Source organism: Pseudomonas sp. SCB32, from assembly GCF_009189165.1.
GTDB lineage: Bacteria > Pseudomonadota > Gammaproteobacteria > Pseudomonadales > Pseudomonadaceae > Pseudomonas.
The window spans coordinates 3548589-3568715 of record NZ_CP045118.1 but is presented as its reverse complement, the minus strand read 5'-3'; the positions used below and the strand labels follow the sequence as shown (position 1 = coordinate 3568715).

Below are 20127 nucleotides of genomic sequence, written 5' to 3'. Positions count from 1 at the left end.
ACACATGCGAACGAGCCCGCCGGCGGATGCCGGTGAGCGAAATCGAAATGCGGAAAAACCTGTGCGAAAACGCGCGGCGTCCGGCTCAGCAGCCGATGGGCGGGGAGAAGGTGAAGGCGAACAGCACGCTGCGGTGACGGCGCAGCACGGTATCGATTTTGCGCACGCGCGGAGGCTCTCGCAGCAAGGCGAGGGACGGATCGGCGAAGCGCTAGAGCGGGGGCATGGTGCGGGTACAGCGGACGGACACAAGGGCGCGCATCTAGTGAGTGCGCGTATACCCGCCAATCTCGGCGGGTTGGACGGTCGCAAGGGATGCGCGCCGTGTCTGTCGGCGTAGGTGCTGTTGTAGGAGCGGGCCATGCCCGCGAAATCCCCGTGCCCAGGTTCGGGCTGAAGCGGGGAGAAAGAGCATCGCGGGCATGGCCCGCTCCTACACGCATGCGCTGGTGCGCCTGGTCAGCGGCCGTAAGCTGGCGCTCCGGCCGACGCCTCCTGCGGCCGGCTTAATACATCCCGTCCCGGCAGGAACCGCCCGAACAGCCGCTCCTTGCCCAGCGCTTCAGGGAAGCCGCTGTCACGCCGATACGCCACGCGTCCATTGATCAGCGTGGCATCCACCGCCGCATCGTTACGCTTCACCAGCCGTGTCAGGCCTATCACTTCCATGGGCGCTTCGCTGACCTCGTCCAGCTCCTCGGTCAATCCGGCCGGGTTTACTACCACAAGGTCTGCACGGTCGCCCACACGGATATAGCCGGCATCGATCCCGGCGAAATCCGCCAGCTCACCGGTCAGCCGGTGCACCGCGTGGCCGGTGTCCATGAACGCCTCGCCGGCCAGCTCGGCATCGCGCACGTACTTGAGGAAGCGCAGCGGGAAGTTGTACTGCGCGTGGGACGCAAGGTGCGCGCCGGAGTCGGCGAAGCCCGGCTGGGTCCAGGGGCTCGCCAGCAGCTTGCGCATGATCTGCGGACGGTGATTGCCGTAGCAGGTGGTCCACTTCAGCGCGTTACGGTACTGGCCGGCCAGCTCGAAGAAGGCGTCCACCGCATCCATGCCGCGCTCGCGGCCGATGTCCTCGAAGTTGCGCCCAACCAGCGACGCGTCCGGGCACTCGCGCACCCAGCAGTCGGACAGGTTGCGGTGCCACAGGCCGAGGCTGAGGGTGGCCTTGATGTCCTTCTTGAAGCGCTCACGGAAGGCTGGGTCCTGGATGCGCGTGTACAGCTCGTCCGGGTCCTTGATGTCGCGCAGCACTTCGCCGGCGCCGAACTCCTCGAAGCCGTTCATGTTCAGCCCCTCGATCCGCACGACGAAGGGTGCGGGCAGGGTCTGCCAGCGGTAGCGGCCGCGCAGCAGGCGATTGGCGACCCAGCCGGAGGCGCGGGTGATGCGGTGCATGAAGGGCTGGGATTTCAGGTCCAGCGCGGTGAGCATCGAGCACTTGAGTGGGTGGCGGAACCAACCGTGGGCCTGGTAGAGGAAGGCGAACACGTTGATCTTGGTGACCGCATTCGGCGCGCCCTGCATCAGCGCGTTGCGCCGGCGCAGCACGGCGAACAGGCGGGAGAATTCCTTCCAGCTGGCGAAGGTGGAGGGCAGGGGGCTGGACCAGGCGCGGTCGCCGTCCATCTTGTCCAGCCGCGTGGTCATCACCGAGAGGCCGAAGCAGCCGGCATCCAGCGCCTGCTCCAGCAGTTCCTCCATGCGCTGCAGCTCGGCTTCGCTTGGCTTTGCGCCGCTGATGGCGCGCTCCAGGCCCATCACCGCCACGCGCAGCTCGGAATGGCCGAGGAAGGAGCAGAGGTTCGGTCCCAGGGGCTGCTGTTCGTAGAAGGCACGGTAGCCGCTGGCGTCCTTCCAGGTGCGCTTGTCGCGCAGGATCGGCAGCACCTGCTCGCGCGGCACCGCCTCGACGCGGGTGAACAGGTCGGAGCAGTCCTCGGCCTCGCCCAGCACCATGCTGATCGAGCAGGAACCGACGGAGACCGTGGTCACGCCGTGCCGCACCGACTCCTTCAGCGCCGGTGCGGCGATCACCTCGGCGTCGTAGTGCGAGTGGATTTCCAGGAAGCCGGGGGTGACCCACTTGCCGGCGGCGTCGATCACGTCCGTGCAACCGCTTTCGTCCAGCGGGCTTACACTCAGGGTGTCGATGCGGCCGTCCTTGATGCCGATGTGGCGAGGGCTGCCGGGTGCATCGCTGCCGTCGAAGTACAGGCCGTTCTTGATGATGATGTCGTAGCTCACAGGAGACTCCATGGCGACAGCAGCAGGGTGCCGCTGACCAGCAGCAGGCAGTGGATGGCGAGGCGGAAATGGCGTTCGTCGAAGCGCTGGTGCAGGTGTTCGCCCAGCCACACCCCGAGCAGCAGCAGGGGCGCATAGGCGAGCACCTGGGGCAGCGCCGGGCGCAGGCGTCCGTCGAGGAGGAAGGCCAGGGTCAGCAGGCCGTTCAGGGTGAACCAGACGCACACCAGGGTGGCGCGAAGTCGCGCCTTGTCCAGTGGGCGGGTAGCCAGGGCGTAGACCAGCAGAGGCCCGCCCGAGGCGAACAGGCCGTGGCAGATGCCAGCGGCGCCGGTGGCCAGGCGCACCATCCAGGTCGGCGTATGGCCGCGCGCCGGGGCGTTGGCGCGCAGGCGCCACAGTTCGCGGCCAGCGAACCAGAGGAGCAGCACGCCCAGGCCGCGCTTGAGCGGCAGCGGGTCCAGGTGCGGCAGCAGCAGGTAGCCGATGCCCATGCCCAGCAGCATGCCCGGCAACACGGTACGCAGCAGCAGCGCGCGGTCGATCAGCCGCCAGTGACGACCGACCAGGTAGCCGGTCATGGCGATATTCAGCGGCACCAGGATCGGCAGCAGCACATCGATCGGCATCAGTAGCGCACCGAGGGACAGCGCCACTACCACACTGCCGAAACCCGTCACGGCTTCCAGGGTGTAGGCCAGCAGGATGAAGCCACCCAGGGCGATGGCGGGGGCGTTCATTGGTTGGCCTCGGGGGCGGCGGACAGCACTGCATCGCGCGGCTCGTGGCGCGCCCACCATTGCGCCAGAACGAGTCCGGAGAACAATTGCCAGCAGCCCCAGAAGGCCGCGATCAGCAGCATGCCGCCGGCCTGGGGAAAGAAGGTGAGGATCAGCGCCATGCCCAGCGCCGAGTTGTGGATGCCACTTTCCAGGGTGACGGCGCGCACGTCGGCGTCCGGCAGTTTCCACAGCCGCGCGCAGGTGTAGCCGAGCAGCAGCGCGGTACCGTTGAGCAGTAGTACCAGCCAGAAGAACAGGTGGAACCAGGCCATGAACTGCTGGAAGTTCTTGCCGAAGGCCATGCCGACGAAGCCGAGCATCACCAGCAGCGACAGCTGCCGCAGCGGCTTCTCCAGGCGCCGCGCCAGTTGCGGCTTCTGTCGCCCCAGGGCCATGCCCAGCAGCATCGGCAGGATCAGCACCAGCAGCACCACGCCGACCAGTTCCAGCGGGTCGATGTGGATCTGCGTGAGGCGCTCGCGGGTGGCCGGGTTGAGGCCGGCATAGAGAGCGAAGTTCAGCGGGGTGAAGATGCCCGCGCTGAGGCCCGACACGGCGGTGACGCTGGCCGACACCGCGACGTTGCCGCGGGCCATCCAGGTCATGATGTTGGAGAAGGTGCCGCTGGGGCAGGTGGCGACCAGGATCATGCCCAGGGCCAGTTCCGGGTCGATCGGCAGGACGATGGTCAGCAGGCAGGTGGCGGCGGGCAGCAGCAGGAACTGCACCAGCATGCCGATCGCCGGCGCCTTGGGTTGGCGGAAGATGCGGGTGAAGTCGTCGCGGCGCAGTTCCAGCGACACGCCGAACATCATCAGGGCGATGATGGCGTTCAGCGCGATCATCGAACCGCCGGAGAATTCGAGGTGGACGTCAGGCATCGCCGGCCTCCTGTCGGGCAGGGGCGGGCGAAGGCATGGTCGGCGCGCGGGGCGTGGCTCCGTGTATATCGTGCATGCAAGGCGACTCTTGGTTGTCTTTATCGTTGTAGTTGGCAAGCATAAGGAACCGTTACCCTTGGGTAATGGCTCAATCGAGACTTCGCGCGGTTAATTCGGGACCATGCCTCACAGCCCTTCGATCACAGTCCACTATGCCCAGGGCATCCTCCAGGCCGCGCAGCGCCTGGGCTTGCCGTTGCCCACCGAATTGCCCGTGGAGGCGCGTATCCCGCTGGCCGTGCAGGACCGCATATGGCAGGGCCTGTGCGCCGCCTCCGACGACCCGCTGGTGGGGCTGCGCCTGGGCAGCGCCCTGCAGGTCGGCCATCTGGACATGGTTGGCGCGCTGCTGATGAGCTGCGAGCATTTCGGCGAGGCGCTGGAGGCCTTGCTGGAGTACTACCCGATCATCGCCGAGGGCAGCGAGTTCCAGCTCGAACGCGATACTGCCCGGGTGCGCCTGGTCTACCGGCCCAGCTACGGGGTACGACGCGAGGAGCGGGTGGAGGCGGCGTTGGCCAGCCTGGTACACCTGACCCGCTGGATCACCGGCGAACGGGTGACGCCGACACGGTTGACCCTGTGCCACTCGGCGCGCGCGGAACAGGCCTGCTATGAGCAGGTGCTGGGCTGCCCTATCGGCGTCGGTTTCGCTGAAACGGAAAACGCCCTGTGCTTTGCTCTGGCGGACCTCGAAGTGCCCTTGATCCAGGCCAACGCCCTGATGCGCGAGCACCTGCGCGCGCTGGCCGACGCGCAGCTCCAGCGCCTGGGCGCGCAGAGTCTGGCGGCGCAGGTCCAGCACTTGCTGCGCCAGCAGCCGCGCTGGGGCAAGGAACGGGTCGCCGAACAACTGGCCCTCAGTGGCCGGCATCTCAACCGCAAGCTGGCGGACGAAGGCACCAGCTTCAAGCTGCTGCGCGAGCAGGTGCTGCATGGCATGGCTGAGCAGTTGCTGCGTGAGTCGCCGCGCCTGGCCGAGGTCGCCGAGCGGCTCGGCTTCTCCGATGAAAGCGCCTTCGCCAAGGCCTTCCGCCGCTGGAGCGGGATGACGCCGGGGCAGTTTCGCCAGGGCAGCTGACGCGCTCCCGTTCAGTGGACGGCGAGACGTGCGGAGGTCGTCAATGCGGTGGGTGCGTTAGCCGGCTGGGGGATGCTGTGCAGGATATCGGCGCTGGCAATGCCGGACAGATGGGGCACGAACATCCGGTCAGCCTCGAAAAAAAGCAGCATCAGCGCAATCGCCGCGAGCCAGCAGAGCACGTCGGAGTCCAGAGGCCAGCTGCTACGGGGCCGCTGGCCGCGCTTGGAGCGGAGTTGTTTGTGGTTCATGGCAGTCACCGCGATCAGGGGGGGCGAGAGCGAGTCCGAGGGTGTGGCGGGTGGCTGGAACCCTCGGTTCGTTGACGATTGTCCTGGAGGCGGCGAGGCCGGGGATTCAGGGAGCTCTGTAGGGCGAGTAGGAATTTCCTCTAGCTCGGGAGGCTGGCTTTCCTACGGTGGTGATCGGGAGCGTAGGGCGTACAACCGTTCGCAGTTGTACGCCGTTACACCACGGCGCGTCGCTGGCGCCGGGGGTGGACTCGGAGCGCCTTGGGATCACGGTCAAGCGGCGTATAACGTCGAACGTCATACGCCCTACGGTCGGCGATGAGCTCAGGCGCCTGGCAGCTCCGCGCCCTTGGGCCAGAGCAGCCACAGCTGACCTTCCTGCTTCATGTGTCCGGCCAGGTCACCGGCGGCATCGCCGGTACCCCAGAACAGGTCCGCGCGGACTTCGCCGACGATGGCGCCGCCGGTGTCCTGGGCCGCCACCGGGCGCACCACCGGCGCGCCATCCGGGCGGGTGGTGGAGAGCCACATCAGGCTGCCCAGCGGGATCACCTTGCGGTCGATGGCCACGCTGTAGCCAGGGGTCAGCGGCACGTTCAGCGAGCCGCGCGGGCCTTCGTTGCTGTCCGGACGCTGGCTGAAGAACACGTAGCTGGGGTTGCTCGCCAGCAGCTCGTCGACCCGCTGCGGGTGGGCGCGGGCCCAGTCGCGGATGCGCGGCATGCTCACTTCGTCCTTGCTCAGCTCGCCCTGTTCCACCAGCCAGCGACCCACCGGCTTGTAGGGGCGGCCGTTCTGCTCGGCGTAGCCCAGGCGCAGCTGGCGCCCGGAGTCCAGTTGCACGCGGCCGGAGCCCTGGATCTGCAGGAATTGCAGGTCCATCGGGTCGCTCAGCCAGGCCAGAACCTGCGCATTGACGCCCTCGCGGCGGATGCCGGCGGCATCGGCGTAGGGTTTCAGGGTATTGCCGTCGAGCTTGCCACGCAGGCGCTTGCCCTTGAGTTCGGGGTAGACGCTGTCCAGCGCCACCACCACCAGGTCCGACGGCACGCCATACACCGGCACGCCGTGCTGCGCGTTGCGCTCCAGGCTGCCGCGGTAGACCGGTTCGTAGTAGCCGGTGATCAGGCCGGTCTCGCTGCCTTCGCCGGATCGCAGCTGGTAGGGCTGCAGATGGTCCTGCATGAACTGGCGGATCGCCGCCGGCGAGGCCGGCACGCCCAGCGCCTGGTTACAGGTGGCGGCCCAGATCTCGTCCTTCTTCAAACGCACCGAGCAGGCCGAACGCCAGGCGTTGAAGCCTTGCACGACGTCGCTGTCGGCGGTTTTCGGCAGGTCCGACCAGTCGGCCCTGGAATAGGTCGGCGCCTTGGCTTCTTCGGGCTTTTTGCCGAACAGGCCGCAACCCGAAAGCAGGGTGGCGATGCAGAGGCTGGCGAGGAGAGGGCGGGTCCAGTGGCGGGGCGAAACGGTCACAGGCGAATCCTGGCAGGCAAACGAAAGCCCGCTAGCTTGGGCAGACGCGGGGCGTGCGTCAAACGCATCGGTCGGATTTACACGCCTTGCAACGAATCCCTGGGCGGACCGGTAGAATGGGGCGTGATTCGACAGACGGGTGGTTAGAGCGTGGAGGCAAGGCAGGGTTTCGTCCTGACCCGACATTGGCGGGATACGCCCGAAGGCACCGAGGTGGGCTTCTGGCTGGCAACCGACGAGGGGCCCCGGCATGTGCTGCTGCCGCCGCAGACGTCGGTGGCCTTCGTGCCTGCCGAACAGCGTGCCCGCGCCGAGAAACTGCTGGCGGGTGAGCGCGGCGCCGAGTTGCGTCCGCTGGGCCTGCGTGACTTCCAGCAACGCCCGGTGCTGGGCCTGTACTGCCAGCAGCATCGCCAACTGATGAACCTGGAAAAGCGCCTGCGCGAGGCCGGCGTCGAGGTGTTCGAGGCGGACATCCGCCCGCCCGAGCGCTATCTGATGGAGCGCTTCATCACCGCCCCCGTGACCTTCAGCGGCAAGATGGGGGATACCGGCAGCGTCGTCGACGCGCAATTGCGCCCGGTGCCGGACTACCGGCCGACACTGAAACTGGTCTCGCTGGACATCGAAACCAATATCCGTGGCGACCTCTACTCCATTGCACTGGAAGGCTGCGGCCAGCGCCAGGTCTACATGCTCGGCCCGGCCAATGGCGTCGATGTCGAGCGTGATTTCGAACTGGAGTATTGCGACAGCCGCGCGCAAATCCTCGAGCGACTCAACCAGTGGCTGGCCGCGCACGACCCGGACGCCATCATTGGCTGGAACCTGGTGCAGTTCGACCTGCGCGTCCTGCAGGAACACGCCAAGCGCCTGGACATCCCGCTGCGCCTGGGGCGTGGCGGCGACGAGATGGGTTGGCGGCAGCACGCCTCGGGCAATCACTACTTCGCGGCGGCGGCCGGGCGGCTGATCATCGACGGCATCGAGGCGCTGCGCTCGGCGTTCTGGAGCTTCACCTCGTTCAGCCTGGAAAGCGTTGCGCAGAACCTGCTGGGCGAGGGCAAGTCGATCGACAACCCCTACGATCGCATGGCCGAGATCGACCGTCGTTTCGCCGAGGACAAGCCCGCGCTGGCGAAATACAACCTCAAGGACTGCGAGCTGGTCACGCGCATCTTCGAGAAGACCCGCATCCTCGACTTCCTGCTCGAACGCGCCAGCGTCACCGGCCTGCCGGCGGACCGCAGCGGCGGCTCGGTGGCGGCCTTCACCCACCTGTACCTGCCGCCGATGCACCGCCTGGGCTACGTCGCGCCGAACCTCGGCGGCAAGGCACCGGAGGCCAGCCCCGGCGGCTTCGTCATGGACTCGCGGCCGGGGCTCTACGAGTCAGTGCTGGTGCTGGACTACAAGAGCCTGTACCCGTCGATCATCCGCACCTTCCTGATCGATCCGGTGGGGCTGGTCGAGGGCTTGAGCGATCCGTCGGACGAGGCCTCGATTCCCGGCTTCCGGGGTGGGCGCTTCTCGCGCACCCAGCACTGCCTGCCGGCCATCGTCGAGCGCGTCTGGCAGGGCCGTGACGCCGCCAAGCGTGACGGCAATGCGCCGCTGTCCCAGGCTTTGAAGATCATCATGAACGCCTTCTACGGCGTGCTCGGCTCCAGCGGCTGCCGCTTCTTCGACCCGCGCCTGGCGTCGTCCATCACCATGCGCGGCCACGAGATCATGCGCCGCACCCGCGAGCTGATCGAGGCGCAAGGTCACCGGGTGATCTACGGCGATACCGACTCCACCTTCGTCTGGCTCGGCCGTGCCCACAGCGAGGAAGAGGCCGCCGAGATCGGTCGCGCCCTGGTGCGCCACGTCAACCAGTGGTGGAGCGAGCACTTGCGCGAGGAGTACGGCCTGGAAAGCGCGTTGGAGATCCAGTTCGAACGGCACTTCCGACGCTTCCTGATGCCCACGATCCGGGGCGCGGAGGAGGGCAGCAAGAAGCGCTACGCCGGGTTGGTACGGCGCGCCGACGGCAGCGACGAAATGGTCTTCAAGGGCCTGGAAACTGTGCGCACCGACTGGTCGCCACTGGCCCAGCAGTTCCAGCAGGAGCTGTACCTGCGCATCTTCCAGCGCCAGCCGTATCGGGACTACGTCCGTGATTACGTGAACCGCACGCTGGCGGGTGAGCAGGATGAGCTGCTGATCTTCCGCAAGCGGCTGCGCCGGCAGTTGGGCGAGTACGAACGCAATGTCCCGCCGCATGTGCGGGCGGCACGGATCGCCGATGAGTACAACGAACGGCAGGGACGTCCGCGGCAGTACCAGCGCGGGGGCTGGATCAGCTACGTGATCACGGTCAACGGCCCGGAGCCGCTGGAGACGCTGGCCTCGCCCATCGACTACGACCATTACGTCAGCCGGCAATTGCAGCCGATTGCCGACGCCATCCTGCCGTTCGTGGAGGACGATTTCAGTGCGTTGATCGATCGGCAGATGGGGTTGTTCTAAGTCGCACCCGCGATGCTCTTTGTTGCGACCCGTCACGCCATCGGCGGCAACCGCCGCTTCACCGGCGTCTTCTTCACGATGGCGGTATTGGTCTCGGCAAATCCATTCAGGTGATCCAGCAACTCATCCAGTTGCTCCATCGACCGCACACACATCTGCGCATAGAAGCAATCCTCGCCGGTGACCTTGTCGCACTCGGTGAATTCGGGAATCGCCATGATCTGCTTCTCCACCTCCTGCAACCGCCCCGGCAGCGGACGCACGCGGACGATGGCCTGCAGCTGGTAACCGAAGGCGCGTGGGTCGACGTTCACCGTGTAGCCGGTGATCACCTGCCGTTCCTCCAGCTTGCGCAGCCGCTCGGCGACGCTGGGGGCGCTGAGGCCGCTGACCTGGGCCAGGGCCTTGAGGGAAAGGCGGGAGTCTTCCATCAGCGCGGCGATCAGCAATTGGTCGATTTCGTCGGTCATGGTGGCCTCGAATGGTAAATGTCGAAAGTTGCCTTGATAGTAAAGGTGAATATCGGATTCTTCCTATTTCAGGCAATGGAGTGCGCCGATTCGCCTGTTCATACTGGTCGCCAACGATAAGGAGGTGAACCATGAACGAGCAGATTCGACGCGGCACCCTGGAGATGGTCAGCGCCATGCTGATCTGCGGCACCATCGGCTGGCTGGTGCTGCTGTCCGGGCAACCGGTCCTGGATGTGGTGTTCTGGCGCTGTGTGTTCGGCGCCGCGACCCTGCTGCTGATCTGCGGCCTGATGGGCTTCCTGCGCCCCGGCATCGTCACCCGTGCCACCTTCGGCCTGGCACTGCTCAGCGGCGTGGCCATCGTCGGCAACTGGGTGCTGCTGTTCGGCTCCTATTCGCGGGCGTCCATCGCCATCGGCACGGCGGTGTACAACGTGCAGCCGTTCCTGCTGGTATTGCTGGGCGCGCTGTTTCTCGGCGAGCGCCTCAGCGCGCAGAAGATGGCCTGGCTGGGTGTTTCCTTCCTCGGCATGCTGGCCATCGTCAGTGCGCATTCTGATGTAGGGCAGGGCGAGGCGGGGCAGGTGGGCAGCGACTACCTCGGCGGCATCGCCCTGGCCCTTGGTGCGGCGGCGTTGTATGCGGTGGCGGCGTTGATCATCAAGCGCCTGAGCGGCGTGCCGCCGCACCTGATCGCGTTGATCCAGACGGTGACCGGCGTACTGTTGCTGGCGCCCTGGGCCAACTTCTCGCCGCTGCCGCAGGCGACCACCGCCTGGGCCAGCCTGGCCACGCTGGGCATCGTTCATACCGGGATCATGTACGTGCTGCTCTACGGCGCCATCCAGAAACTGCCGACGACGCTGACCGGTGCGCTGTCGTTCATCTATCCCATTGCGGCGATCTTCGTCGACTGGTTCGCCTTCGGCCATCGCCTGTCGCCGCTGCAGTGGCTCGGTGTGGTCGCCATCCTGCTCGCCGCCGCCGGCATGCAGCGCGGCTGGAGCCTCAGCCTGAAGCGGCTGGCCTGGCGCTGAAATCCCTGCTTGGCTGACAATGCCGGGGAACCTGCACCGTGCGGTACAGGTCCTGTAGGCGGTCTCCAAGCAAGGAACGGACTATGAATGCGGCTGCCCTGACGGCAGATATCCCCGGCCTGGACAGGCCTCTTCCTCGAATCAAGAATCTCCGCCTGCTGGGCCTGGCCGCGCTGCTGGCGCTGGCCGGTTGCGGCACGCGGACGAGCACGCCGGAAGCGACCCCGGAGGACGTGCGAGCCAAGGTCGTGAAGCTGATGCCGGCCAGCGTCGCCGACCGCCCCGGCTGGGCGCGCGACATCCAGGTTGCCTTCACCACCCAGCACATTGCGCCGACCACCGAGAACCTCTGCTCGGTGCTGGCGGTGACCGAGCAGGAGTCCAACTACACGGCGGACCCGGCGGTACCCGGACTGGGCAAGATCGCGCGCGGCGAGATCGACCGGCGCGCCGGCAAGCTGCACGTGCCGGGCCTGCTGATCGATGCCGCATTGAGCCTGAAGTCGCCGGATGGGCGCAGCTACAGCCAGCGTCTGGCGGCGGTGCGCACGGAGAAGGAATTGAGTGCCATCTTCGATGACTTCATCGGTAGCGTTCCGCTGGGCCAGCAGCTGTTCGGGCGCTTCAACCCGGTGCATACCGGCGGGCCGATGCAGGTCAGCGTCGAATTCGCCGAAGCCCATGCCGACGGCTATCCCTACACGGTGGATCGCACCATTCGCCGCGAAGTGTTCAGTCGGCGCGGCGGCATGTACTTCGGCACGCTGCACTTGCTGGGCTACCCGGCGAACTACCCGCAACCGCTGTACCGTTTCGCCGATTTCAACGCCGGCTGGTACGCCAGCCGCAATGCCGCTTTCCAGCGCGCGGTAAGCGAGGCCAGTGGCGTCAACCTGGCGCTGGATGGCGACCTGATCCTCTACGGCAGCTACGACGCCGGCAGCACCGAGAAGGCCGTGCGCACCCTGGGGCCGCGCCTGGGGATGAGCGAGCGGGATATCCGTCGCGATCTGGAGAAGGGCGAAACGCCGGAGTTCGCCAAATCAGCGCTGTACGCCAAGGTCTTCGCGCTGGGCGAACGCGCCGCCGGCAAACCGTTGCCACGGGCGATCCTGCCCGGCATCACGCTGCACAGCCCGAAGATCACCCGCCAGTTGACCACCGCCTGGTTCGCCCAGCGCGTGGACGAGCGCTACAAGCGCTGTCTGGCGAGGGCGCCGAAGCCCTGATTCAGTCGCCTTCGGCGGCCTCGCAGACGCCGTTGGCGCCTTTGGGCCCGGTATAGGAGACGGTGGCGCTGCCGTCGTCATTGAGGCTGATGGAGACGGTCACGCCATCGCCCTTGGCCTCGATGTACTTGTCATCGCTCTGCTTGATCTTGGCTTCCTTGCCGTTGATGTAGACCGGCCCACCCTCGTCGGTGTGGACCTGGATGTCGTTCGGGCAGTCGAAGTTGAGCATGGGGATGGCGGCGGCAGAGGCTGCGGCAGCGGGCTGCATCAGGCACAGCGAGGCGGGGATCAGCAGCGCGGCGGCGATCTGTAGCGATTTCATGGCGTCTCCCAGACGAATGTGGGCACGGCGCATGGCCGTGCGGACATTCTCAGCTTAGTGCAGCCTCAGACTGGCGCTACAGCGGCAGGGGGCGCAGCCGTGTGGCAGGCTCGGGCTCGGTGCCGCGCAGGACCAGACGAGTGATGGTCGCCGCGGCCGCCTCGAAGTCGCTGTCGTCGGGTTGCGCCTTGCCGGTGATCATCGCGATCTGCCAGTCGAAATCCACATAGGTTCGGGTGGCCGCGGAAATGCTCAGCAGCAGGTGCTGCGGGTCCACCGGGGCGAGCAGGCCGCGATCGATCCAGGCGGCGATGCAGTCGAGGCTGCGGATGGATTCCGCGCGCAGGCGTTGCAGCCACTCCGGGGGCAGGTGCGGAGCACCATGCAGCATCTCGCTGGCGAAGACCTTGTAGGCCTGCGGCCACTGGCGGGCGATGTGCAGGCGCGCGCGGATATGCGCGGGCAGCGCCCAGGCCGGGTCGTCGCATTCGCGCAGCAGGGCGGAGGCTTCCAGCACGGCCTCCACCACGTTCTCCAGCAGGCGCCGGTAGAGGTTTTCCTTGGTATGGAAGTAGTAGTAGACGTTGGACTTGGGCACCTCGGCGCGCGCGGCGATGTCCTGGGTCTTGGCGGCGCTGAAGCCCTTGTCGGCGAACTCTTCGCCGGCGGCGAGGAGAATGCGCTGGCGATTGCGGTCACGAATGCTGAGGCTGGGGCGCGAGTAGCCGGAGCGCTTGCTGGTGATGGTCGAAGGTGTGCTCATGGATCGGTACAGCCGGATACGGGGATTCAAAATATACAAAGCTATATAGCGATTGGGGCGTTTTTTTCATTAGGATGTGCCCCTTTGTCAGGAAATGGCCGTCGCAGAGCGGCTGCGGTTCGAAAGGAGAGGATGCGATGTTGTTGGTGGTGATGCTGGGCGGGCGCCATCCGCGCGCGAAGATCGAGGTACACGACGTGGTGTTCGCCGTGGCGGACAGCCTCGAAGCCAGCTACCCACAGCTGCGCGACGCCTGGTTCGGCAGCCCGCAGGGACTGCACATCGACTCCTGGCTGGAGGTCGATGGCATCGACGGTTATCGCGTGGTGTTCAGTGACCAGCAACCGGCGCCGGGCGAGCCGCGGCTGTTCTTCATCAACCTGGGTGGCTATGAACCCGGCCAGTTCGGCGAGGCGCACCATTATCTGCTGGTGGTTGCCCGCGATGCGGCGCAGGCCAAGGCGCTGGGCAAGCACCGCCTGCCGCGCGGCTGGGACAAGCCGCACACCGATGCGCTGCTGGACGTGGACGACTGCCTGCCCATCGACCAGGCCGGCGGCCGTTACGTTCACCTGTTGGCCGGCGAGCATCGCGGAGTCGTGCAGCGCAGCGACTACATCGTACTGAGTTGAATTGTGCCGTCCCCAGGGCGCCTTCATCGTTCCGACACGGCTCTGTCATAAAACCTGGCGTATAAGGGGCCGAACCCGAGTCCGAGCTGAGGTAGTGATGACCGAGAAACGCCGAGTCCTGTTCGTCTGCATCGGCAACGATGCCCGTTCCCCGATTGCCGAGGCACTGCTGCGGCATTCCGATGCCGAGCACTTCGAAGCCTTCAGCGCCGGCATTCATCCCAGCGCTATCGATCCGCGCGCCCGCGAGGTGCTGGAGCACGCCGGCATTTCCACCGAGGGTCTGCGCAGCAAGTCCATCGACGAATTCAGCGGCCAGCATTTCGATTACCTGATCGACCTGTGCGACAAGTCCAATCACGAAGGCGACGAGCTGCCCAGCTCCAGCGAAGTGATCGTGTGGAGTTTCGTCGACCCCACCACCAGCGAGCAGCACGATCCGTTCCGCCACACCCTGCAGGAACTGAGCGATCGCCTGAAGCTGTTCGAGATGGTGAAGAACCGTCCCTGAGGTGGCCGCCACAAAGCAAAAAGCCCGCTGATCGCGGGCTTTCTGTTTGATGGGCGCTGGTCCTTCAGCTGAGGCCATTCTCCGGGTGGCAGATGACAGGGCGGTGACGGTTGCGTGAAGCGATGATGGCGCCGCGCTGTTTCTGTATCACTGACCTTCATGAGTACTATCGATCCCGACGAGTGGTCAGTCGGGGAGGGGGCCGATAGAGTCACGCTCAAAGTCCTGTCCGTGGCGCCCCATCTGCGCGGCGTCTGCGTGACCTGAAGCGGAGTGCCTATGAAGTCCCTGTCCGATATCGCTTTCTCCATGCTCGACCTGGTGCCCGTGCGCGACCAGGGCACCGCTGCCGAGGCGTTGCACCACGCCGTCGAGGTCGCCCGGCACGTCGAGCGCCTGGGCTTTACCCGCTACTGGCTGGCGGAGCACCACAATATGGACGGCATCGCCAGTTCGGCCACCGCCGTGCTGATCGGCCACATCGCCGGCAAGACCGAGCGCATCCGTGTCGGCTCTGGCGGGGTGATGCTGCCGAATCATCCGCCGCTGGTGGTGGCGGAGAACTTCGGCACCCTGGAAACCCTCTATCCGGGCCGTATCGACCTGGGGCTGGGCCGCGCGCCGGGCGCCGACCAGGCCACCATGCGCGCGCTGCGCCGCGACCGCCTGGGCGATGGCGCCGACTTCCCCGAGCAGGTCGCCGAACTCGAAATGCTCCTCGGCCCGCGCCGTTCGCAGCAGTCGCTGTTGGCCATTCCGGGCGAGGGCACCAACGTGCCGATCTGGCTGCTGGGTTCCAGCCTGTTCAGCGCCCATCTGGCCGCGCAGAAGGGGTTGCCCTATGCCTTCGCCTCGCACTTCGCACCGCGCTACCTGCATGACGCGCTGCGCATCTACCGCGAGAACTTCCAGCCATCGGCGGTGCTTGACAAGCCCTACGCCATGATCGGCGTGCCGCTGATCGCCGCGCCCACCGACGAGGAAGCCGAATACCTGGCGACCACTGCCTTCCAGCGGGTGCTGGCGTTGATCCGTGGCGACAGCCTGAAGCAGAAGTCGCCGGTGAAGAGCATGGCCGGCCTGTGGCTGCCCCACGAGCAGGATGCTGTGGGCAACTTCTTCGGCCTGGCAGTGATCGGTGGTCCGGAGAAGGTGCGCAGCCGCCTGGAAATCCTGCTGGAGCAGACCGGGGTGGATGAGATCATCTTCACCAGCGACATCTACGACCACGAACTGCGGCTGCGTTCGCTGGAGATCGTCGCCGGGTTGCGCTGAAGGCTTTGTAGGATGGCGTAGAGCGAAGCGAAACCCATCAGGCTCGCGTGCCGGGGCAGCATGGGTTTCGCTTCGCTCTACCCATCCTACGTACCGCGGCAATGTTCGCTGGAGATCATGGCAGAGCTGCGCTGAACTGCTCTTCGTAGGAGCGAGCTTGCTCGCGAATGGCTCCGCAGCGGGGCTCGTTCGCGAGCAAGCTCGCTCCTACAGACACGCCGGCCTTCAGTGTGATGAACGGGCTCTTGTAGGAGCGGTCGTCAGGCCTGCCCGTCGTCCTTCTTCTTCAGCAGATCGGCCAACCCGGCCAGCCCCTTGTGGGTCACCTTCGGACCCTTGGCGCCGGCGTCATTACCGTTCTGGTAGTGCAGGTCCACCTGCCGCTGGTGCTCATTGTCGTGGCAGTAGAGGCACAGCAGTTCCCAGTTGGAACCGTCCTCGGGATTGTTGTCGTGGTTGTGGTCACGGTGGTGGACGGTCAGTTCGCGCAGGCGCACGCCGCTGAATTCGCGGCCGCAGCGACCGCAGATCCAGGGATACATCTTCAGGGCCTTTTCGCGGTAACTGCTTTCGCGGCGGCGTTGTGCTTCGGCGAGGACGGCGTCGACTTTGCTGGTGGGTTGGCTCATGGCTCTGGCTGGCAGTGTGGATCGGACTTCCAGCATAGGCCCGCGACCTCGCGCTGACTACGGCCGGGGCATGTCCGGACGCGACCAGATCCACAGATTGCCAACCGCCATGCCGAGAATCACCGCATACAGCCACAGGCCGTGGGGCAAAGTGACCAGCATGACCGCCAGGGCCGCGAGCATCGCGACGCTGGCGCTGATCTTGGCGCGGCGGGCGACAGCGCGGCCGTTGCGCCAGTTGTGCAGGATCGGGCCGAACAGGCGGTGGTTCTCCAGACAGGCGGAAAGGCGCGGCGAGCTTTTCGCGGCGGCCCAGGCGGCGAGCAGGACGAACTCGGTGGTCGGCAAGCCCGGCACCACCAGCCCGACCATGCCTACGCCCAGGCTGGTATAGGCGAGCAGCGCGAACGCCCAGCGCGCCAGCCGTGAGCGAGCGGCGCCGGTCGAGGCTGCGTGCGCCGCTTCGACCGGCGCGACCCGGATGGCCTCAGGCGGTGGCGGCGGCACTGTCATAGCTGTGCTGCAGCAGGTGGGCGAAGCGTTCGAAAGCGGCGATGGCGCCGGCTTCTGCTTCGCGTTCTTCGGCGTCGCTGAGATCCAGGGCATCGAGGGTGCGGGTGAAGCGCTTCCAGCCTTCGGCGCGGCCACCTTCCGGCTCGCCCAGGTGGCGCGCGCCGGTGTTCTCGTCCAGCCCCAGGGCAGCGACGCGCCTGATCAGGAACGCGGCGCCGAGCTTGGAACCTTCGGAAACGAACAGCCAGCCCAGGGCATGGGCCCGGCTCGGTTTCGCCAGGGCACCGGCTACCGGGGCCGGTACTTCGGTATCCAGGTCGGCCAGGTCCAGGCAGGCCTGCTCGGCGCGGCAGCGCTGTGGCAGGTCGGGGAAGATCGCGCCGAGTTCGGCGTCCTGGTAGAGCGCCTGCAGCTCGGACTGGAACAGGTATTGGGCGACCACGAAACGGGCGAAGTTCTCGCGGCTGGAGAAGGGATCGCGGGCCTTCACGGCATGGTCGAGACGCCCGTGCGGGGCGTGGGTCAGCGCGTTGAGGCGTTGCGAGCGCAGGGTGGGGAGTTCCATGGTGGTCATGTCCAATTCCTTGAAATTTCGGGGGCTTTGCAGACGAGACGAACAAGGTCTCGGAGCAGCGTAAAGATTGTCTGGGTAGATTCGGTGCTCCCTGTAGGAGCGCGCCATGCGCGCGATTCGCGGGCATGGCCCGCTCCTACTGGGAACGGGCTGGGTGGGATCAGATATCCCACACCAGGTTGACCGAGAAGTTGCGCCCCGGCTGGGTCAGGCGGTCGAGGTTGGCCGGGGCCAGCACCGAGGCTTCGCCGACGCCGTCGTAGCCGCGCACGTCATCCCACAGCCAGTACTTCTTGTCGGTGAGGTTGTAGAGGCCGGCGTTGACGGTCAGGTCGTCGGTCAGCTTGTAGTAGCCGGTGAGGTCGAGGATGCCGAAGCCCGGTGTCTTGAACTGGCTGCTGGTGCCGTCGGGGGCGTTGAAGTTGCTGTCGTCGACGCGGTCCTTGTGCTTGACCAGGGTCCAGTCGAGCAGGGCGCCGTAGCGGCCGGCCTGCTCGTCATAGCCCAGGCCGAACACGCCGGTGAGCGGGTTGACGCTGTTGATCGGCTCGCCGGTGTCCTGGTTCTCGCCGTAGGCATAGGCCACCGCGCCCTTGGTGTAGAGGCCCTGCGGCGCGCCGAAGGCGCCCAGTTCCAGGCGACCCTTGAGTTCCACGCCCTTGATGATGGCGTTCTCGATGTTGTTGCTCTGGAAGGTCGGCTCGCTGTAGCCGGGGGTGATGGCGTCCTCGTCAATGAAGTCGCGGTATTTGTTGTAGAACACTGCGACGTCGAAGGAGCCGTCCTTGAAGTTGCCGCGCAGCCCGGTCTCGTAGCTCTGGCTGCGTTCCGGATCGAGGCCCGGGTTCGGCTCGACGCGGTAGCCGGCGCCGGGGTTTTCGAAGCGGCCGTAGAGCGCCTTCGCGGTCGGGGTGCGGAAGCCCTGGGCGTACTGGCCGAACCACAGGTAGTTGTCGTTGAAGGCGTAGGTCACGCCGAACTTGGGCGAGAGCTGGTGCCAGTTCTTGTCTTCGCTGCTGACTTCGCCTTCGCCGCTCTGGTCCACGGAATTGAGGAATTCCTCGGTGATGTGCGGCTTCAGGCGGGTGTAGTCGTAGCGCAGGCCGGGCAGGAAGGTCCAGGCATTCCAGCTGATCTGGTCCTGGGCGAACAGCGCGTAGGTGTCGATGGTCGGATCGGGGAAATCGCTGGTGCGCTCCAGGCTGTCGTCGGGCACCGAGCTTGGCGCGCCGGGGGCCGAGCAGCCACGGCCGGCCGCGAGGCAGGTGGCGTCGCCTTCGCGGTAGCCGGTGACTTTCTGTCGCTTCAGGGTGGTGCCGTAGGTCAGCAGGTGGTCGGTCTCGCCGACGAGGAAGGCCTTGTCCAGCTGCAGGTCGAACACCCACTGGCGATCCTTGTACAGCGTGTCGCGGGTGCGCAGCACCTGGCGGGTGACGGGGTAGTAGAACTCTTCGGTGCTCTGGTCGGTCTTCGCGGTCTGGTAGTTGAAGGTCCACCGGGCGTGGTCGGCCATCGCGCTGTCGAGCAGCAGATCGTGCTCCAGGCCGAAGCGTTCGCGGGTGATGGTGTCGTTGCCGGTGCGCCACTGGTACATGCCGCCGGGCAGCACGCGATCCGGGATCACGGGCTTGCCGCCATAATAGGGCCCGCCGTAGGCGCTCTTCTGGTCGGTGTCGCGGTCGTCCTTGTACTTCTCGTAGACCAGGCCGAAACGCTCGCCCTCGGCATACTTCCAGCCTAGCTTGCCGAGCACGTTGGTGGTGCGCGCGTCCTGTGGGTTGGCTTCGGTGCGGGACAGGCCGGTGCCGCCGGTGCTGCCATAGGATTCGGTCTCGTGGCCGTTGCGCTGGCTCAGGTGCAGCAGGCCGTCGAAGGCGTCGGTGCGGCCGGCCACGGTGCCGGAGGTCAGCCAACTGTCGTCGGCGGAGCTGTAGCCGGTCTTCAGGCGCGCACCGGTGTCCTTGCCTTCCTTGATGATGTCGTCGGCATCCAGGGTGAAGTAGCTCACCGCGCCGCCGATGGCGTTACTGCCGTAGAGGGCCGAGGCGGGGCCGCGCAGCACCTCCACGCTCTTGACGATTTCCGGGTCGACGTAGTTGCGCTCGGTCTGCGCGTAGGGGCCGTTGAAGAAGCTGTTGGGAACTTCGACGCCATCGACCTGCGTCAGAATGCGATCGCCGTCGATGCCGCGGATGTTGTAGCCGGTGGTGCCGGCGCGGCTGCCGGTGCCGCCGACGGAGACGCCGGGCATGTCGCGCACCAGTTCCTTGATGGTGTTGACGTTCTTGCGGTCCAGCTCGGTGCGGTCGACCACGTCCACTGTGCTCGGCACCAGGGTCACGCTCTGCGCCTGGCGGGTGGCGGTGATGGTGAGGGGCTGCATTTCCGCCACGCTCGACAGCTTGCGCTCCAGCACCACGTTGCGCGGGCCGAGGGTGCGCGCGCTCAGCCCGGTACCAGCGAGCAAACCCTTCAGCGCCTGGTCGGCCGGCAAGCGGCCGTTGATCCCGGGCGACTCGATGCCCTCGGCCAGTTCGCCGGCAACGCCGACCTGCCAGCCGGTCACCGCGCTGAACGCGTTCAGTGCCTGGGCCAGCGGCTGGCGGGGGATGTCGAAGCGGTAGCCGACCTGGGCCTGGCTGCCTGCCGTGTCCGCCGCGCGGGCGGAGGCGGCCGGCAGGCTGGCCAGTCCGATGGACAGGGCCAGCAGCGAGATTCCGGCCGGGGCGGAGAGGCGGCGCAAGGGGGCACGCGAAGAAGCAAGGGTCATCGAAGGGCTCTCTTAGTCAGTCGTCTTTCGCATATGTAAATGCGAATCTATTGCATTGGATTCTGACTAAACGAACGAGCCGGAGTGACCGCGTAAAAAAA

General features: G+C 66.4%; 19 protein-coding genes. 7 read left to right on the top strand and 12 right to left on the bottom strand.

Translation table 11 applies throughout. The features are described from left to right. Positions 1 to 459: 459 nt before the first annotated feature. From GA645_RS16295 to GA645_RS16285, 3 genes are read right to left on the bottom strand one after another with little or no spacing between them, the layout of a single operon-like run. Complete coding sequence (locus GA645_RS16295) at positions 460 to 2253, bottom strand: amidohydrolase family protein (RefSeq protein ID WP_152224054.1); 1794 nt, start codon at positions 2251 to 2253, stop codon at positions 460 to 462. Further along, entirely contained in the window at positions 2250 to 2993 is a 744-nt protein-coding gene (locus GA645_RS16290) for a sulfite exporter TauE/SafE family protein (RefSeq protein ID WP_152224053.1), read from the bottom strand. The genes GA645_RS16295 and GA645_RS16290 overlap by 4 nt, the downstream gene beginning before the upstream one ends. Continuing rightward, a complete protein-coding gene (locus GA645_RS16285; RefSeq protein ID WP_152224052.1) occupies positions 2990 to 3916 on the bottom strand; it encodes a bile acid:sodium symporter family protein in 927 nt (308 codons plus the stop codon). The genes GA645_RS16290 and GA645_RS16285 overlap by 4 nt, the downstream gene beginning before the upstream one ends. A 181-nt stretch (positions 3917 to 4097) precedes the next feature. Between GA645_RS16285 and GA645_RS16280 the strand changes: the two genes are divergently transcribed. Next, positions 4098 to 5057 carry an AraC family transcriptional regulator gene (locus GA645_RS16280; RefSeq protein ID WP_152224051.1) on the top strand — a complete coding sequence of 320 codons (960 nt, stop codon included), beginning with the start codon at positions 4098 to 4100 and terminating at the stop codon, positions 5055 to 5057. 11 nt (positions 5058 to 5068) lie between these two features. Here the strand turns inward: GA645_RS16280 and GA645_RS16275 are convergent, their stop codons facing one another. Then, the gene (locus GA645_RS16275; RefSeq protein ID WP_152224050.1) at positions 5069 to 5308 is read right to left on the bottom strand and encodes a hypothetical protein; all 240 of its coding nucleotides are present in this window, start codon (positions 5306 to 5308) and stop codon (positions 5069 to 5071) included. A gap of 324 nt (positions 5309 to 5632) precedes the next feature. Then, positions 5633 to 6784 (bottom strand): murein transglycosylase A, encoded by a 1152-nt coding sequence (locus tag GA645_RS16270; protein ID WP_152224049.1) that lies wholly within the window; start codon positions 6782 to 6784, stop codon positions 5633 to 5635. Positions 6785 to 6934: 150 nt separating this feature from the next. On the opposite strand from GA645_RS16270, the gene GA645_RS16265 reads away from it, so the two are divergent. Then, positions 6935 to 9295, top strand: coding sequence for a DNA polymerase II (locus tag GA645_RS16265; protein ID WP_152224048.1), 2361 nt, complete (start codon positions 6935 to 6937; stop codon positions 9293 to 9295). A 32-nt stretch (positions 9296 to 9327) separates the two neighbouring features. Here the strand turns inward: GA645_RS16265 and GA645_RS16260 are convergent, their stop codons facing one another. Then, the gene (locus tag GA645_RS16260; protein ID WP_152224047.1) at positions 9328 to 9765 is read right to left on the bottom strand and encodes an Lrp/AsnC family transcriptional regulator; all 438 of its coding nucleotides are present in this window, start codon (positions 9763 to 9765) and stop codon (positions 9328 to 9330) included. Between the two features lie 131 nt (positions 9766 to 9896). Between GA645_RS16260 and GA645_RS16255 the strand changes: the two genes are divergently transcribed. Together GA645_RS16255 and GA645_RS16250 are read left to right on the top strand one after the other, a co-directional pair. After that, entirely contained in the window at positions 9897 to 10805 is a 909-nt protein-coding gene (locus GA645_RS16255) for a DMT family transporter (protein ID WP_152224046.1), read from the top strand. Positions 10806 to 10888: 83 nt separating this feature from the next. Next, positions 10889 to 12034 carry a DUF1615 domain-containing protein gene (locus GA645_RS16250; protein ID WP_152224045.1) on the top strand — a complete coding sequence of 382 codons (1146 nt, stop codon included), beginning with the start codon at positions 10889 to 10891 and terminating at the stop codon, positions 12032 to 12034. 1 nt (position 12035) lies between these two features. On the opposite strand, the gene GA645_RS16245 is transcribed toward GA645_RS16250, so the two are convergent. Further along, positions 12036 to 12359 (bottom strand): hypothetical protein, encoded by a 324-nt coding sequence (locus GA645_RS16245; RefSeq protein ID WP_152224044.1) that lies wholly within the window; start codon positions 12357 to 12359, stop codon positions 12036 to 12038. 76 nt (positions 12360 to 12435) lie between these two features. After that, positions 12436 to 13122, bottom strand: a complete 687-nt coding sequence (locus tag GA645_RS16240; RefSeq protein WP_152224043.1) for a TetR/AcrR family transcriptional regulator — start codon at positions 13120 to 13122, stop codon at positions 12436 to 12438. A gap of 137 nt (positions 13123 to 13259) precedes the next feature. Between GA645_RS16240 and GA645_RS16235 the strand changes: the two genes are divergently transcribed. From GA645_RS16235 to GA645_RS16225, 3 genes are all read left to right on the top strand, one after another. Further along, positions 13260 to 13754: a DUF1543 domain-containing protein gene (locus tag GA645_RS16235; RefSeq protein WP_152224042.1), complete on the top strand. Its 495-nt coding sequence runs from the start codon at positions 13260 to 13262 to the stop codon at positions 13752 to 13754. A gap of 97 nt (positions 13755 to 13851) precedes the next feature. Next, complete coding sequence (locus GA645_RS16230) at positions 13852 to 14265, top strand: arsenate reductase ArsC (RefSeq protein WP_152224041.1); 414 nt, start codon at positions 13852 to 13854, stop codon at positions 14263 to 14265. Between the two features lie 279 nt (positions 14266 to 14544). Beyond that, positions 14545 to 15540 (top strand): LLM class flavin-dependent oxidoreductase, encoded by a 996-nt coding sequence (locus GA645_RS16225; protein ID WP_152224040.1) that lies wholly within the window; start codon positions 14545 to 14547, stop codon positions 15538 to 15540. A gap of 260 nt (positions 15541 to 15800) precedes the next feature. Here GA645_RS16225 and GA645_RS16220 read toward each other — a convergent pair whose 3' ends face one another. The 4 genes from GA645_RS16220 to GA645_RS16205 all read right to left on the bottom strand — a co-directional run bounded on the left by GA645_RS16220 (position 15801) and on the right by GA645_RS16205 (position 20026). Further along, on the bottom strand, positions 15801 to 16169 hold the full coding sequence (locus tag GA645_RS16220; protein WP_152224039.1) for a YajD family HNH nuclease: 369 nt from the start codon (positions 16167 to 16169) through the stop codon (positions 15801 to 15803). A 57-nt stretch (positions 16170 to 16226) separates the two neighbouring features. Next, positions 16227 to 16676: a YbaN family protein gene (locus GA645_RS16215; RefSeq protein WP_256676193.1), complete on the bottom strand. Its 450-nt coding sequence runs from the start codon at positions 16674 to 16676 to the stop codon at positions 16227 to 16229. After that, a complete protein-coding gene (locus tag GA645_RS16210; protein WP_152224038.1) occupies positions 16657 to 17256 on the bottom strand; it encodes a biliverdin-producing heme oxygenase in 600 nt (199 codons plus the stop codon). The genes GA645_RS16215 and GA645_RS16210 overlap by 20 nt, the downstream gene beginning before the upstream one ends. Positions 17257 to 17416: 160 nt before the next feature. Next, positions 17417 to 20026, bottom strand: coding sequence for a TonB-dependent receptor (locus tag GA645_RS16205; protein WP_152224037.1), 2610 nt, complete (start codon positions 20024 to 20026; stop codon positions 17417 to 17419). Positions 20027 to 20127 lie beyond the last annotated feature (101 nt).